Origin of the sequence: Zoogloea sp. (genome assembly GCF_041904905.1) — a bacterium.
GTDB lineage: Bacteria > Pseudomonadota > Gammaproteobacteria > Burkholderiales > Rhodocyclaceae > Zoogloea.
Window position 1 is genome coordinate 1 of the sequence record NZ_JAYRMI010000090.1, and the last position, 14,302, is coordinate 14,302.

At 70.2% G+C, this 14,302-nt stretch carries 14 protein-coding genes; 11 read left to right on the forward strand and 3 right to left on the reverse strand.

What is annotated here, in order from left to right:
* The 4 genes from ACE3N6_RS17495 to ACE3N6_RS17510 form a co-directional block, all read left to right on the forward strand.
* On the forward strand, positions 1 to 508 hold a 508-nt coding region (locus ACE3N6_RS17495), incomplete at its 5' end, for an SURF1 family protein (RefSeq protein WP_374247098.1).
* Positions 505 to 1,095 carry a hypothetical protein gene (locus ACE3N6_RS17500; RefSeq protein ID WP_374247099.1) on the forward strand — a complete coding sequence of 197 codons (591 nt, stop codon included), beginning with the start codon at positions 505 to 507 and terminating at the stop codon, positions 1,093 to 1,095. The genes ACE3N6_RS17495 and ACE3N6_RS17500, both read left to right, overlap by 4 nt.
* A 32-nt stretch (positions 1,096 to 1,127) precedes the next feature.
* Positions 1,128 to 2,027, forward strand: a complete 900-nt coding sequence (gene cyoE, locus ACE3N6_RS17505) for a heme o synthase (RefSeq protein ID WP_374247100.1) — start codon at positions 1,128 to 1,130, stop codon at positions 2,025 to 2,027.
* On the forward strand, positions 2,024 to 3,055 hold the full coding sequence (locus ACE3N6_RS17510; protein WP_374247101.1) for a heme A synthase: 1,032 nt from the start codon (positions 2,024 to 2,026) through the stop codon (positions 3,053 to 3,055). The genes cyoE and ACE3N6_RS17510 overlap by 4 nt, the downstream gene beginning before the upstream one ends.
* 6 nt (positions 3,056 to 3,061) lie before the next feature.
* Here the strand turns inward: ACE3N6_RS17510 and ACE3N6_RS17515 are convergent, their stop codons facing one another.
* Both ACE3N6_RS17515 and ACE3N6_RS17520 read right to left on the reverse strand, forming a co-directional pair.
* Positions 3,062 to 3,907, reverse strand: coding sequence for a transporter (locus ACE3N6_RS17515; RefSeq protein ID WP_374247102.1), 846 nt, complete (start codon positions 3,905 to 3,907; stop codon positions 3,062 to 3,064).
* A gap of 138 nt (positions 3,908 to 4,045) precedes the next feature.
* The gene (locus ACE3N6_RS17520) at positions 4,046 to 6,175 is read right to left on the reverse strand and encodes a PQQ-dependent dehydrogenase, methanol/ethanol family (protein WP_374247103.1); all 2,130 of its coding nucleotides are present in this window, start codon (positions 6,173 to 6,175) and stop codon (positions 4,046 to 4,048) included.
* A 251-nt stretch (positions 6,176 to 6,426) separates the two neighbouring features.
* On the opposite strand from ACE3N6_RS17520, the gene ACE3N6_RS17525 reads away from it, so the two are divergent.
* Positions 6,427 to 8,361 carry a sigma-54-dependent Fis family transcriptional regulator gene (locus tag ACE3N6_RS17525; protein ID WP_374247104.1) on the forward strand — a complete coding sequence of 645 codons (1,935 nt, stop codon included), beginning with the start codon at positions 6,427 to 6,429 and terminating at the stop codon, positions 8,359 to 8,361.
* Positions 8,362 to 8,372: 11 nt separating this feature from the next.
* Here the strand turns inward: ACE3N6_RS17525 and mpl are convergent, their stop codons facing one another.
* Positions 8,373 to 9,719 carry a UDP-N-acetylmuramate:L-alanyl-gamma-D-glutamyl-meso-diaminopimelate ligase gene (mpl, locus tag ACE3N6_RS17530; RefSeq protein WP_374247105.1) on the reverse strand — a complete coding sequence of 449 codons (1,347 nt, stop codon included), beginning with the start codon at positions 9,717 to 9,719 and terminating at the stop codon, positions 8,373 to 8,375.
* A gap of 87 nt (positions 9,720 to 9,806) precedes the next feature.
* Between mpl and ACE3N6_RS17535 the strand changes: the two genes are divergently transcribed.
* The 6 genes from ACE3N6_RS17535 to ACE3N6_RS17560 all read left to right on the forward strand — a co-directional run.
* Positions 9,807 to 10,433, forward strand: coding sequence for a hypothetical protein (locus tag ACE3N6_RS17535; protein WP_374247106.1), 627 nt, complete (start codon positions 9,807 to 9,809; stop codon positions 10,431 to 10,433).
* The gene (locus ACE3N6_RS17540; protein ID WP_374247107.1) at positions 10,430 to 10,981 is read left to right on the forward strand and encodes a TlpA family protein disulfide reductase; all 552 of its coding nucleotides are present in this window, start codon (positions 10,430 to 10,432) and stop codon (positions 10,979 to 10,981) included. Before ACE3N6_RS17535 ends, ACE3N6_RS17540 begins: the two co-directional genes overlap by 4 nt.
* Before the next feature lie 279 nt (positions 10,982 to 11,260).
* A complete protein-coding gene (gene accB, locus ACE3N6_RS17545; protein WP_374247108.1) occupies positions 11,261 to 11,716 on the forward strand; it encodes an acetyl-CoA carboxylase biotin carboxyl carrier protein in 456 nt (151 codons plus the stop codon).
* Positions 11,717 to 11,725: 9 nt separating this feature from the next.
* The gene (gene accC, locus ACE3N6_RS17550) at positions 11,726 to 13,087 is read left to right on the forward strand and encodes an acetyl-CoA carboxylase biotin carboxylase subunit (protein ID WP_374247112.1); all 1,362 of its coding nucleotides are present in this window, start codon (positions 11,726 to 11,728) and stop codon (positions 13,085 to 13,087) included.
* Entirely contained in the window at positions 13,087 to 13,983 is an 897-nt protein-coding gene (gene prmA, locus ACE3N6_RS17555; RefSeq protein WP_374247109.1) for a 50S ribosomal protein L11 methyltransferase, read from the forward strand. The genes accC and prmA overlap by 1 nt, the downstream gene beginning before the upstream one ends.
* On the forward strand, positions 13,980 to 14,302 hold a 323-nt coding region (locus ACE3N6_RS17560), incomplete at its 3' end, for an MJ0042-type zinc finger domain-containing protein (protein WP_374247110.1). The genes prmA and ACE3N6_RS17560, both read left to right, overlap by 4 nt.

Genomic DNA, 14,302 nt, shown 5'->3' on the forward strand with positions numbered 1-14,302 from the left:
CCGCCCGGTGACGGTACGCGGGCGCCTCGAGACCGACCGCCAGTTCCTCGTCGATAACCGCATCCACCGGGAGCAGGCCGGCTACCACGTGCTCACGCCGCTGCGCATCGACGGCAGCGACATGCGGGTGCTGGTCAATCGCGGCTGGATTCCCGCCAACGCCAGCCACGACGACATTCCGCAGGTCGCCACGCCCGCCGGGCCGGTGGCGCTCTCCGGCACCGCCGTCGTCCCCGGCGCGCGCTTCTTCACCCTGGGCGACGCCCCCCAGGCCAGCTGGCAGCCCGTGTGGCAGAACCTCGATCTGGCCCGCTTCGCCGGCAGTGCGCCCTACCCGCTCCAGCCGGTGGTGGTGCAACTCGCGCCGGACGCTCCGGCCGGCTTCGTGCGCGACTGGCCGCGCCCCGACGAGCGCTTCGAGCGCCACCTCTCCTACGCCCTGCAGTGGTACGGCTTTGCTGCATCCGCGGTGCTGATCTGGTTCGCCCTCGGCTGGAGACGGCCGTGAGCGCACCTGTCACCGCCATGCCAGCCTCACCCCTCGCCCGCTACCGCCCGCTGCTGCTGGTGGTGGCGCTGCTCATCCTGCCCTTCGCCATCGGCGGCGGGCTCTACGCCTGGGGCTGGCGACCTGCCGGGGCAGCGAGCCACGGCGAACTCCTCACCCCGTCGCGCCCGGTGCCGGCCCTCGCCGACACCGCCGGCAAGCCCGTGGGCAAGGCCGCCTTCGAAAACCACTGGACGATCATCGTCGCCGGCAGCGGCCCCTGCGAGGCAGCCTGCCGGCAGTGGATCGCCGCCACCCGCCAGGTGCACGTGGCCCTCTACAAGCAGATGCCGCGGGTGCAGCGCGCGTGGGTCACCGACCGGCCCGGCGCCGACCCCGCGCCGCTCCTCGCCATCCAGCCCGACCTGCACCCCCTCGTCGCCACCGGCGCCGACGCTGCAGCCGCCTTCGACCTGGGCACCGCCGGCCACCGGGTGTTCGTGGTCGACCCGCTGGGCCAGATCATCCTGCGCTACGCCCCCGACGCCGACCCCAAAGCTGTCCTGAAAGACATGGACCGCCTGCTCCGCTACGCCTGGGCCGGCTGACTCGCCCCCAACGCACGCCACCGGAGACCACGATGCCCACCACGCTCCGCCCCACCGCCCTCGCCGCCCCCCTGCGCCTGCGTCTGGCCGCCTTTGCCGCCCAGTGCAAGCCGCGGGTGAACAGCCTGATCGTCTTCACCGCCATGATCGGCATGTTCCTCGCCGTGCCCGGCTGGCCGCCCGCCGGGCCGATGCTCGCGGCCACCCTCGGCATCGCCCTGGTGGCCGGCGCGGCGGCGGCGATCAACTGCCTCGTCGAGCGCACCATCGACGCCCGCATGGCCCGCACCCGCGGCCGCCCGCTGCCGCTGGGGCTCATCACCCCGGCCGAAACGCTGACCCTCGCCTGCCTCACCGGCGGCGCCGGGCTGTGGCTGCTCCACGTGGCGGTCAACCCGCTCACCATGTGGCTCACCCTCGCCACCTTCCTGGGCTACGCCATCGTCTACACGCTGATCCTCAAGCCCGCCACGCCCATGAACATCGTGATCGGCGGCGCCTCGGGGGCGATGCCGCCGGTGCTCGGCTGGGCCGCGATGACCGACTCCATCGGCCTGCCGGCGCTGGCCCTGTTCCTCATCATCTTCCTGTGGACACCGCCGCACTTCTGGGCGCTGGCCTGCTACCGCCGCGAGGAATACGCCCGCGCCGACCTGCCGATGCTGCCGGTGAGCCACGGCGTGCCGCTCACCTGCCTGCACATCCTGCTGTACACCGTGCTGCTGGCGGCGGTCTCGTACCTGCCCGCCACCCTCGGGCTGTCGGGCGGCGTCTACGTGGCGCTGGTGAGCCTGCTCAACCTGGGCTACCTGCGCGAAGCCTGGGTGCTGTGGCGGCATTACTCCGACGCCCGCGCCCGCCACGCCTTCCGCTACTCGCTCGTCTACCTCACCGGGCTGTTCGTCGCCCTCTTCCTGGATCGGCTGGCATGAGCGGCCGTCGCCTGCTGGCCGGCGTCGCGCTGCTGCTCGCCTTCGTCGTCGTGTCGATGGGCGCCTGGGTGCGCCTGTCCGACGCCGGCCTCGGCTGCCCCGACTGGCCCGGCTGCTACGGCCAGCTGATCGGCGTGCCCGAAGCGGCCCACGAAATCACCCGCGCCGAAGCCGCCTTCGGCAAGCCGGTGGAGACGCCCAAAGCCTGGAAGGAGATGATCCACCGCTACGCCGCCGGCACGCTGGGGCTGTGCATCCTCGGCCTTGCAGTGCTTGCGTGGCGCCAGCGGGCCCGGCGCGGGCCGTGGCTGGAGATCGTGCTGCTGGCGGTGGTGATGGGGCAGGCCCTGCTGGGCATGCTCACGGTGACCAAGCTCCTCAAGCCGGTGATCGTCACCAGCCACCTGCTGGGCGGCATGACGACTCTGGCGATCCTGGCCCTGCTGTGGCTGCGCGAGCATCGCCCGGCGCGGCCTGCTGCCACGTCCGCCGGCCTGCGCCTGCTGGCGGCCGGGGCGCTGCTGGCGGTGCTCACGCAGATCGCCCTGGGCGGCTGGGTCAGCAGCAACTACGCCGCCGCCATCTGCGCGGATTTCCCCACCTGCCAGGGCAGCTGGTGGCCCGAGATGGACACCCACCACGCCTTCACGCTGGATCGCGAACTGGGCGCCACCGCCAGCGGCGCGCTGCTGCCCGGCGCCGCCCTCACCGCCATCCACTTCACCCACCGGCTGTTTGCCGGCGTGGTGCTGATCGTCGTGGGCAGCCTGGGCGTGCTGCTGTGTCGCCAGCCGCTGCTGCGCCGGCATGGCGTGGCGCTGCTCGCGGCGATGGCGCTGCAGATCGGCCTCGGCATCGCCAACGTGCTGCTGCAGCTTCCCCTGCCGCTGGCGGTCGCCCACAACACCGGCGCGGCGCTGCTGCTGTGCGCCACCCTGGCCGCCGTGGCGCGGGTGTTCGCGCGAGAAAAAGCCCGCGGCCGGGTGCCGGCGGCGGGCTTTCCGAGACGCTTCGAGGCGGCGCGCTGACGGGGGTCAGTACACGTACAGCACGCGGGCCTGCACGCCGCTGATCTTGGGGCCTTCCTCCACCTTCACGTCCTGGGTGTACTGCATCTGCACCTGCCACTGCTTGTCCACGAACGAGGCCCAGGTGAGCATCGCCGTGCCGTTGTTCTTGCTGCCGGCGATCTCGGCGCCGTCGAGCTTCTCCTTCGCGCCCCAGGCGTGGCGGTAGGTGGCGGCTACGTAGGTGGCGTCGCTGATGTGGTAGCGCAGGTGGCCGTGGGCCTGGAGCAGCATGTCCTTGGTGGCCTTGGAGTCACGCTGGTCCTGGTAAAACTCGGTCTCGCCGATCAGGTCGATCGTCCATTTGTCCGACAGCTTGCGGATGTAGCCCACCTGCAGGTCGGTGGCCCAGCGGTTGTTGCTGAGGGCGAAGCCCTGGTTCCTGTCCGAACCCGTGGGCGCGGTGACGAACACCGACCAGCCCAGGTGCTCGCCCTTGGCCATGTCGGCGACGGTCCACAGAGTGCCACCGAAGATCACGTCGCCGATGCCGCTGGTCTTGCTGTCGGAGAGCCCGATCTTCTGGTTGCCGAAGGGCACGATGATCTGCGGGTCGATGATGTAGCCGCCCAGCTTCGTGAAGTGCACGTAACGCAGGATGCCGGCGTTGAGCTTGAGGTCGAGGTTATCCACCGCCTTGTTGCCGTTGGCGTACACCTTGTCGGCGCGGGGGAACTGGGCGTAGCCCAGGAGCAGGTTGGTGCCGGCCGGCAGCGCGGTGTAGTCGCCCGGATCGGGGCGCACGTCGGCGTAGGCCGCGCCGGCGGCGAGGCCCAGCAGCGAGGCGGCGCAGAGGCGGTTGCGGGTGTTCATGGTTTGTCTCCTTGTGGTTTTGATGGGTGCAGCAGGGCTGCCGGGACGCCCGGTTCGGGAAGAAAGAAGCCGCGGCCCGGCGCGAGGGAGGGAGGACCGACGGGCCGCGGCAAAGGGAGGAAACTCCCGGAGAGCAGGTCAGGGCTTGGGCCGGATGGCGTCGGCGGTGCCCTGGATGAAGGCCTTGATCTTCTCCACGTCGTCGGCGCTGAGCTTGCCGGTGAAGTCCGGCATGCCCTTCTTCACGAACGGCCCGCCCCAGACGAAGTCGCCCAGGTTGGCGATGTCCCGCGACGGCACGTAACCCAGGTTGGGGATGTTGCCGCCCTTGTCGATGCCGGGCACGCCGTGGCAGAAGACGCAGTTGCTCACGTACAGCTTGGTGCCTTCGGGGATGTGGGCCGGGTCGTACTTGACGCCCGAGATCAGCTCGCCCTGCGGGTAGGCCGGCACCTCGGGCAGCGGCTTGTCGGCGCCCAGCGCGAAGGTGTAGACGCGGCCCAGGCCGTGCTTGTCGGTGGCGCGCTGGAACAGGCCGAACACGCCACCCCAGCCCACTGCGATGGACACATACTGCCGGCCATCCACCTCGTAGGTGACCGGCGGCGCGACCATCCCGACGCCGATCGGCGCCTCCCACAGCTTTTCGCCCTTGTCGGCGCTGTAGGCGGCGAAGCGCCCGTCGGCGGTGCCGGCGAACACCAGATTGCCGGCGGTGGTGAGGGTGCCGCCGTTCCACGGCGAGGCGTACTCCTGGCGCCAGGCTTCCTTCTGCCTGACCGGGTCCCACGCCACCAGACGGCCGAAGGCCTTGCTCTTGGGCGCCTGGGTGTTCACCAGCATGCCGGTGTTCCAGCCGGTGCCCGATTGGGGCTGCCCGGGCTTGTTCTCGTTGAAGCGCCAGTCCTTGTCCTCGGCCAGGTTGAGGGGCACGTTCTGCACCGGGAAGTAGGCGAGGCCGGTTTTGGGGTTGAAGGACATGGCGTGCCAGTTGTGGCCGCCGAAGGGGCCCGGCACGCTGTCGAAGGCCTCGCGGGAGCGGGCCAGCGGCGTCTCGATGGGGCGGCCGTTCTTGTCGTAGCCGGTGGCCCAGTTCACCTCGGTGAAGGGCTTGGCGGAGATGAACTTGCCGTTCGTCCGGTCGATCACGAAGAAGAAGCCGTTCTTCGGGGCATGGAGGATCACCTTGCGCTTCTTGCCGTCCAGGGTGAGGTCGGTGAGGATCATGTCCTGCACCGAGGTGTAGTCCCAGTTGTCGCCGGGGGTTTCCTGGTAGTGCCAGACGTACTTGCCGGTGTCCGGGTCGAGGGCGACGATGGAGGCGAGATAGAGGTTGTCGCCGCCGGCCGGGCTGCGCTTGCGGTGGTTCCACGGCGAGCCGTTGCCGGTGCCCACGTACATCAGGTTAAGCTCGGGGTCGTAGGCGATGCTGTTCCAGGCGGTGCCGCCGCCGCCCGTCACCCACCACTGGCCGGCCGGGTCCCAGGTTTTGGCGGCCTTGACCATCGCCTCGTTCTCGAAGGGCTTGGACGGGTCGCCCGGCACCGTGTACCAGCGCCACTTCTGCTCGCCGGTCTCGGCGTCGTAGGCGGTGAGATAGCCGCGCACGCCGTACTCGGCGCCCCCGTTGCCGATGATGACCTTGCCCTTGATGACCCGCGGCGCGCCGGTCACGGTGTAGGGGCGCGAACGGTCTTCCACCGTATCCTTCTCCCACACCGGCTTGCCGGTGGCCGCATCCAGCGCCACCAGCCGGCCGTCGAAGGTGCCCACGAACACCTTGCCCCTGTAGAGCGCCACGCCCCGGTTCACCACGTCGCAGCAGCCCTTCTGGGCGTACTCGCGCGGCACCTTCGGGTCGTAGCGCCACAGGCGCTTGCCGGTGCGCACATCCACCGCGTGCACCACGCTCCACGACGCGGTGACGTACATGATGCCGTCCACCACCAGCGGGGTGGCCTCCACGCCGCGGGTCGATTCGAGGTTGTAGGTCCACGCGAGGCCTAGCTTGCCCACGTTGCCGGCGTCGATCTCGGCGAGCTTGCTGTGGCGGGTTTCGGCGTAATCAAGGCCATAGGCCGGCCAGTCGGCGGTGCGGGCGGCGTTGGCGCGCACGCCCCGCTCGTCCACCTGGGCGGTCACCGCGGCGATGTGCTCGGGCGAGCCTTTCGGCGGGGCCGCAAGGGCCATCTGGCAGGCAAGGGCGCCGGCCAGCAACGCGGCCGCCCGGATCGGGGCCCGACGGCCACGGGAAAGGTAAGCGTGCATGTTGTCTCCAGATTGACTTCGTTGGTTGAAGTTCTTTAATGTGGAACGCGTTCCAGCCTTGCGGCAGAACGCCCTCCGGAACCAGCAGCAAGCGTGCCGGCCCGGAAGAATCGACAACAAACACGAAAAATCAGCCGCTTGCGCCACGGGCCGGGCCCCGCGGGGTCCGCCCGGGCAGGCAGGACTGACTTGAAACGAGTCAACGCCGGTGTCACCGGTTGACTCGCAACTGGCCACCTGAAGGAGACACCATGGGACAGCAGCTCGCCGCCTTCGAGGCCCGGCTGGCACAGGGACGCCGGCAGTTCTTCGAACGCGGGCAGTCGCCCGCCGGGCTGGTCAGCGCCCCCGTCGTGCGCTCCTGGGAGCGCTCCCGCGACCACGGTCTGCGCACCGGCGACGAGCGGGTGCTCAGCCCGGTGTCGCGCCATCTGGCGCAGGCGGTCGCCGAACGCAACCGGCGCCTGGTCGCCTGCGCCCTGCCCGAAATGGAAAAGCTGCGCGCCGCCATGACCCGCGGCAACTGGGGCATCGTCTGCACCGACCCGGACGGCCTGGTGGTGCAGGCCCTGTGCGGCAGCGGCAGCGCCTTCGGCAACATGCAGCAGATCTTCCAGGTTGGCCGCTCGATCCGCGAGGCCGACATCGGCACCAACGGGCTGGGCTGCGCGCTGATCGAGCGTCGGCCCATCGTGATCCGCGCCGCCGAGCACTTCCTCGACGAAGTCCGCCCCTTCGCCTGCGCCTCGGTGCCGTTGTTCGACCCGGCCGGCGAGCTGGCCGGCATCCTCGACGCCACCCGCTACTGCGACGGCAGCCCGATCACCGTGCTCGAACCGCTCGCCATTGCCGCCCGCGCCGTCGAGAACCGCCTGGTCGACAGCCTGGGCGGCGCCCTGCGGCTGAGCTTCCACACCCGCGCCGAGCTGCTCGCCACGCCGCTCGCCGGGGTGATGACGTTCGACGCGGACGGACGCCTGCTGGGCGCCAACCAGACCGCCCGCCAGCTGCTGCAGCTGGCGCCGGGCCAGGACGCGGGCGTGGATTTCACGCGCCTCTTCGACTGCCCGGCCGACACCTTCCACCGGGCCCTGACCGGACGGCTCACCCACGGCGCCCTGTGGAGCGACGACGGGCTGGGCTTCGAGGCGCGCTTCGAGGCCCGTGACCGCAGCGCGCTGCTGGCCCGCATCGGCGACGCGGTGCGCATCCTGCACGGCGGCGACGCCCCGGCCCCCGGCCCGACGGCGGCGCCCGAAGCAGACGGCCCGGCCGGCCGCGCCCTGCACATCGCCAGGCGCGCCTTCGAGCGCGACATCCCGGTGCTCATCAACGGCGAGACCGGCACCGGCAAGGAAGTCCTCGCCCGCCGCCTCCACGACGACGGCCCGCGCGCCGCCGGCCCCTTCGTGGCGATCAACTGCTCATCGCTGCCCGCCGGGCTGATCGAATCGGAGTTCTTCGGCTACGAGGACGGCGCCTTCACCGGCGGACGGCGCGGCGGCGCGCCGGGCAAGTTCGAGCTGGCCTGCGGCGGCACGCTGTTCCTGGACGAGATCGGCGACATGCCGCTGGAGCTTCAGGGCCGCCTGCTGCGGGTGCTGCAGGAGCGCAGCTTCACGCGGCTGGGCGGCGCCCGGCCGATCCGCTTCGACGCCCGCATCGTCGCCGCCACCCACCGCTGCCTGGAGACGCGGGTGGCCGAAGGGCTGTTCCGCGAAGACCTGTACTACCGCATCAAGGGCGTGCGGGTGTGCCTCCCGCCCCTGCGCGAGCGCGCCGACCGCGCCGCGCTGATCGAGTCGATGCTCGCCCGCGAGGCCGGCAGCGCCCAGGCGCCGCGCCTGTCGGCCGACGCCATGCGCGCCCTGATGGCCTACCCGTGGCCCGGCAACCTGCGCCAGCTGGGCAACGTGCTGCGGCTGGCCCTGACCCTCGCCGAGGGCGAGACCGAGATCGCCCTCGAACACCTGCCCGACGAGCTGCTCGAAGGCAGCCCCCGCCGCACGCCCCTCGCCCCCGCCCCGACGCCGGCCCACGCGCTGTGCCTGCGCGACCTGGAGCTGGAGGCGGTGAAAGCGGCGATGGCGCGCAGCGGCGGCAACGTATCGGCCGCCGCCCGCAGCCTGCGGGTGGCGCGGGCCACCCTGTACCGCAAGCTGAGGCTGTTCGGCCTGATGGACTGACCCCCGGCGGGTCAGCCCGCCAGCGCGGCGAGCAGCTTGCCGTGGATGCCGCCGAAGCCGCCGTTGCTCATCACCAGAATGCGGTCGCCGGCCTTCGCCTCGGCCGCGATGGCCTGAACCAGCGCGTCCAGGTCGTCCTCCACCACCGTCTTGGCGGCGATGGGCGCCAGCGCAGCGCGGGCGTCCCAGCCCAGATTGGCGACGTAGCAGAACACCTTGTCGGCCTGTTCCAGGCTGGCCGGCAGCTGATCCTTCATCACGCCCAGCTTCATCGTGTTGGAGCGGGGCTCCAGCACCGCCAGGATGCGCGCGTCGCCCACCTGTCGGCGCAGGCCCTCGACGGTGAGGGCGATCGCGGTGGGGTGATGGGCGAAGTCGTCGTAAACCGTCACCTCGCGCACCGTGCCGCGCACCTCGAGCCGGCGCTTCACGCCCTCGAAGCGGGTCAGCGCATCCAGCGCCACTTCCGGCGTCACGCCCACATGGCGGGCGGCGGCGATGGCGGCCAGCGCGTTGGCCCGGTTGTGGGTGCCCGACAGGGGCAGGCGACGCCGGCCGATCTCGCGGCCCTCGAAGCGCACCACCACCTCGTCCTCGAAGGCGCCTTCGGCCACCGACCAGCCGGCGGCGTCGTTGAACCATTCGAGTTCCGACCAGCAGCCGCGCCCGATCACCCGTTGCAGCGACGCCTCGGCCCCGTTGGCGACGATCCGGCCCGACCTGGGGACGATCCGCACCAGATGGTGGAACTGGGTCTCGATGGCCGGCAGGTCGGCAAAGATGTCCGCGTGGTCGAACTCCAGGTTGTTGAGGATCGCGGTGCGCGGGCGGTAATGGACGAACTTGGAACGCTTGTCGCAGAAGGCGGTGTCGTACTCATCGGCCTCGATCACGAAGAACGGCGTCTCGCCCAGGCGCGCCGACACGCCGAAGTTCTTGGGCACGCCGCCCACCAGGAAACCCGGCTTCAGGCCGGCATCTTCGAGGATCCACGCCAGCAGCGAGGTGGTCGTCGTCTTGCCGTGGGTACCGGCCACCGCCATCACCCAGCGCCCCTGCAGCACGTTCTCGGCCAGCCACTGGGGGCCCGAGACATACGGCAGGCCCTGGTCGAGGATCGCCTCGAGGAGCGGGTTGCCACGGGAGATCGCGTTGCCGACCACGAACACGTCGGGTTTGAGGCCCAGCTGATCGACGCCATAACCTTCGACGAGGCCGATGCCCTGCTCCTCGAGCTGGGTGCTCATCGGCGGATAGACGTTGGCGTCGCAGCCCGTCACCGTGTGGCCGGCAGCCCGCGCCAGCAGCGCCACGCCACCCATGAAAGTGCCGCAAATGCCAAGAATATGAATATGCATGGAATCCCAGAGGCGGCCGAAACAGCACCGCAACAGTCGTGTGTAGAATGGGGCCTATTCTAATCGAACGGGGAGCTTCGACCGCCCATGCCGCGCCCTGCCGTTCCGCACCGCAGCAACCTCCGCCGCGAGATCGCCGCCCTGGCCGCCCGGATGATCGCCGAAGACGGCATCGCCGATTACGGTTTCGCCAAGCGCAAGGCCGCCCGCCAGCTGGGCGCGGTCAACGCCGACGAGCTGCCCAACAACGCCGAGATCGAGGCCGAAGTCCGCACCTACCTCGCCGTCTTCCAGGACGAGGAACACCTCGAACGCCAGCAGGCCATGCGCCTCGCCGCCATCGAGGTGATGCGCGAACTCGAACCCTTCCGCCCCTATCTCACCGGCGCCGTGCTCGAAGGCACCGCCGGCCGCTACGCCGAAGTCGAGATCGACCTCTTCCCCGAGAGCGCCAAGGAAGTCGAGATCTTCTTCCTCAACCAGAACGTCGCCTACGAACACCGCGAGCCCCGCCGCAACCAGCCCGACGGGCCCGAGGCGATCCTGGTCTTCGACTGGGGCGACGTCCCGATCCGGCTGCGCATCTACGCCCAGGACAGCGAGCGCGTCAGCCGCCGCGCCGCCCACGGCAGCCGCCAGATGGAACGCGCCCGCCTCGCCGTCGTCGAAGCCCTCGTCAGCAACACGCCTGCCCCGCTCGGCAGCCCATCATGAACCGCACCCTCAGCATCGCTCTCGTCATCGTCGTGGCCCTGGCCGCCGCCGCAGCCGGCATCTACTCCGCCCGCCAGAGCGCCCCCGCCGCCACCCCCGCCGCCTCGGCCGAACAACAAGCCGCCCTCGACAAGCTCCTCGCGCTGGAGCTGCCCGACAGCGGCAGCGCCAAACAGCCCCTCGCCAACTGGAAGGGCAAGGTGCTGGTGGTGAACTTCTGGGCCACCTGGTGCCCGCCGTGCCGCAAGGAAATCCCCGCCTTCTCCGCGATGAGCACCAAGTACCGGGACAAGGGCGTCCAGTTCGTGGGAATCAGCATCGACACCGCCGACAACGTGCGCAACTTCCAGGCCGCCAACGCGGTGAGCTACCCGCTGGTGATCGCCTCGCCGTCGGTCGTGGGGCTCACCGAAGCCCTCGGCAACACCTCCCAGGCGCTGCCCTTCACCGTCATCGTCACCCGCGAGGGCCGCATCGGTCTGGTCAAGCTGGGCACCCTGTCCGAAGACGAACTCGACCGCAAACTGGCCGAACTGAGCCGCTCCTGAACCCCGCCGCGAGTCCCCGGCGGTGGACAACTTGCGCCGAATTACGGCAAACTTGCGTCCATGACGCGCAAAAACCGCCTTCGGGTCATTCACCCGGCCGAGCAGCCGCCGCACCGCGCGCCTGCTTCGCCCGGCCCCGGGGCCGTGATTTTCCGCACGCTCGCCCGAGCGGCGCACGGCCCTGCACCTGCGCGCACCCGTCCCAGCGCCCATCGCGCCTAATTCCAGATACCGGCTCCCTGCCCTCCGGCGGGGACCAGCTCATTCAAGGGGAACACAATGGATCTTCGCAAGCTCAAGAAATTGATCGATCTGGTCCAGGAATCCGGCATTTCCGAACTCGAAGTCACCGAAGGCGAGGAAAAGGTCCGCATCGCCAAGCACGCTTCCGGCCCGGCCCCGGTCAATTACGTCGCCCAGATGCCCGCCGCCGCGCCGGCACCTGCCGCTGCCCCGGTCGCAGCCGCGGCGCCCGCCGCCACCGAGCCCGCCGTGCCCGAAGGCCACGAACTCAAGTCGCCGATGGTCGGCACCTTCTACCGCGCCAGCGCCCCGGGCGCCAAGCCGCTGGTCGAAGTCGGCCAGACCGTCGCCGTGGGCGACGTGCTGTGCATCATCGAAGCCATGAAGCTCATGAACGAGATCGAGGCCGACGCCGCCGGCACCGTCAAGGCCATCCTGGTGGCCAACGGCGAACCCGTGGAATTCGGCGAACCGCTGTTCATCATCGGCTAAATCATGGCCATGTTCGAAAAGATCCTCATCGCCAACCGGGGTGAAATCGCCCTCCGGGTGCTGCGAGCCTGCCGCGAGCTGGGCATCAAGACCGTCGCGGTCCATTCCCAGCCCGACGCCGAGGCGAAGTACGTCAAGCTGGCCGACGAATCCGTGTGCATCGGCCCGGCCTCGTCCACCCTCAGCTACCTCAACATCCCGGCGCTCATCTCTGCCGCCGAGGTCACCGACGCCGAGGCCATCCACCCCGGCTACGGCTTCCTGTCCGAGAACGCCGACTTCGCCGAGCGGGTCGAGCAGTCCGGCTTCGTGTTCATCGGCCCCCGCGCCGAAACCATCCGCCTGATGGGCGACAAGGTTTCGGCCAAAGACGCCATGAAGGCCGCCGGCGTGCCCTGCGTGCCCGGCTCCGAAGGCGCCCTGCCCGACGACCCGAAGGAGATCGTCAAGATCGCCCGCGCCATCGGCTACCCGGTCATCATCAAGGCGGCCGGCGGCGGCGGCGGTCGCGGCATGCGCGTGGTGCACACCGAGGCAGCCCTGCTCAACGCCGTCACCACCACCCGCTCCGAGGCCGGCGCCTTCTTCGGCAACCCCATGGTGTACATGGAGAAGTTCCTGGAGAACCCGCGCCACGTCGAGATCCAGATCCTCGCCGACCAGCACGGCAACGCCATCCACCTGGGCGAGCGCGACTGCTCCATGCAGCGCCGCCACCAGAAGGTCATCGAGGAAGCGCCCGCGCCCGGCATCGAACGTCGCCACATCCTGCGCATCGGCGAGCGCTGTGCCGAAGCCTGCCGCAAGATCGGCTACCGCGGCGCCGGCACCTTCGAGTTCCTCTACGAGAAGGGCGAGTTCTACTTCATCGAGATGAACACCCGCGTCCAGGTCGAGCACCCGGTCACCGAACTCATCACCGGGGTCGACATCGTCCAGGAACAGATCCGCGTCGCCGCCGGCCAGAAGCTGCGCTACCGCCAGAAGGACATCGAGTTCCGCGGCCACGCCATCGAGTGCCGGATCAACGCCGAAGACCCGTTCAAGTTCACCCCCTGCCCGGGCAAGATCTCCAACTGGCACGTGCCGGGCGGCCCCGGCGTGCGGGTCGACTCCCACGTCTACAACGGCTACACCGTGCCCCAGCACTACGACTCGATGATCGGCAAGCTGATCGCCTACGGCGACACCCGTGACCAGGCCATCCGCCGGATGCGCATCGCGCTGTCCGAGATGCTGGTCGAGGGCATCAAGACCAACATCCCGCTGCACCAGGAGCTGATGCTCGACGCCCGCTTCGTCGAAGGCGGCACCAGCATCCACTACCTGGAGCACAAGCTGGCGGGGCGCAACGAGGTCAGCAAAGCCTGATGTGGATCTCCGTCATCCTGCAAGCTGATGCCACCCGCGCCGAGGCCCTGTCCGAGGCGCTGATGGAGCACGGCGCCCTGTCGGTCAGCATCGACGACGCCGACGCCGGCACCGACGCCGAGAAGCCCCAGTTCGGCGAACCGGGCATGCACCCGGCCAGCCTGTGGGATCACAGCCGCGTCGTCGCCCTCTTCGACACCGACACCGACCTGGCCGAAGCGCTGGCCACCGCCGCCGCCGCCGCCGGGCTCGATGCCGTACCGCCCTTCACCATCGAAGAGGTCGCCGAGCAGAACTGGGTGCAGCTCACCCAGAGCCAGTTCGACCCCATCCGCATCACCGACCGCCTCTGGATCGTGCCCTCCTGGCACGAATCCCCCGCGCCGGACGCCATCAACCTGATCCTCGATCCGGGCATGGCCTTCGGCACCGGCTCCCACCCCACCACCCGGCTGTGCCTCGAATGGCTCACCCAGGTAGTCGAGCCCGGCGTCACCGTGCTCGACTACGGCTGCGGCTCCGGCATCCTCGCCATCGCCGCCGCGCGCCTGGGGGCGGGTGAAGTCACCGGGGTCGACATCGACGAGAAGGCTGTCGAGACTGCCGCCGCCAACGCCGACACCAACGGCGTGCAGCTGCACCTGCAGGTCTCCTCCAAGCCCCTCGACGGCACCTTCCAGCGCGTCGTCGCCAACATCCTCACCAACCCGCTCAAGATGCTCGCGCCGCTGCTCGCCGCCCGCGTCGCCCCCGGGGGCCGGCTGGCCCTCTCGGGGGTGCTCGAAGCCCAGGCCGACGAAGTCATCGAAGCCTACTCGCCCTTCATCGCGCTCACCGTCGGCGCCACGCACGACGGCTGGGTCCGCCTCGAAGGAGAACGACCGGTCACGCCATGATCCTCGCCCGCTGCCCCGCCTGTGCCACGACCTTCCGGGTTCGCCCCGAGCAACTGCAGGCCCGGGGCGGGCGCGTGCGCTGCGGTCACTGCCAGCACCCCTTCAACGCCCTGGAAGCCCAGGTCGCCGAAGACCCGACGGCCATCGAGTCCGGCCCGCTCTCCGTCGCCCCGCCGCCCAACCAGCCGTCGCCCGACCAGCCGCCGCTCGAGCAACCGCCCGTCGAGCCGATTGCCCCCCCCCTCGCCGAGCCTGCCGCCACCCCGCTGTTCGTCCTCGAAGAAAAGCCCCAGGCCGAAGCCCCCGCCGCGGACGCCCC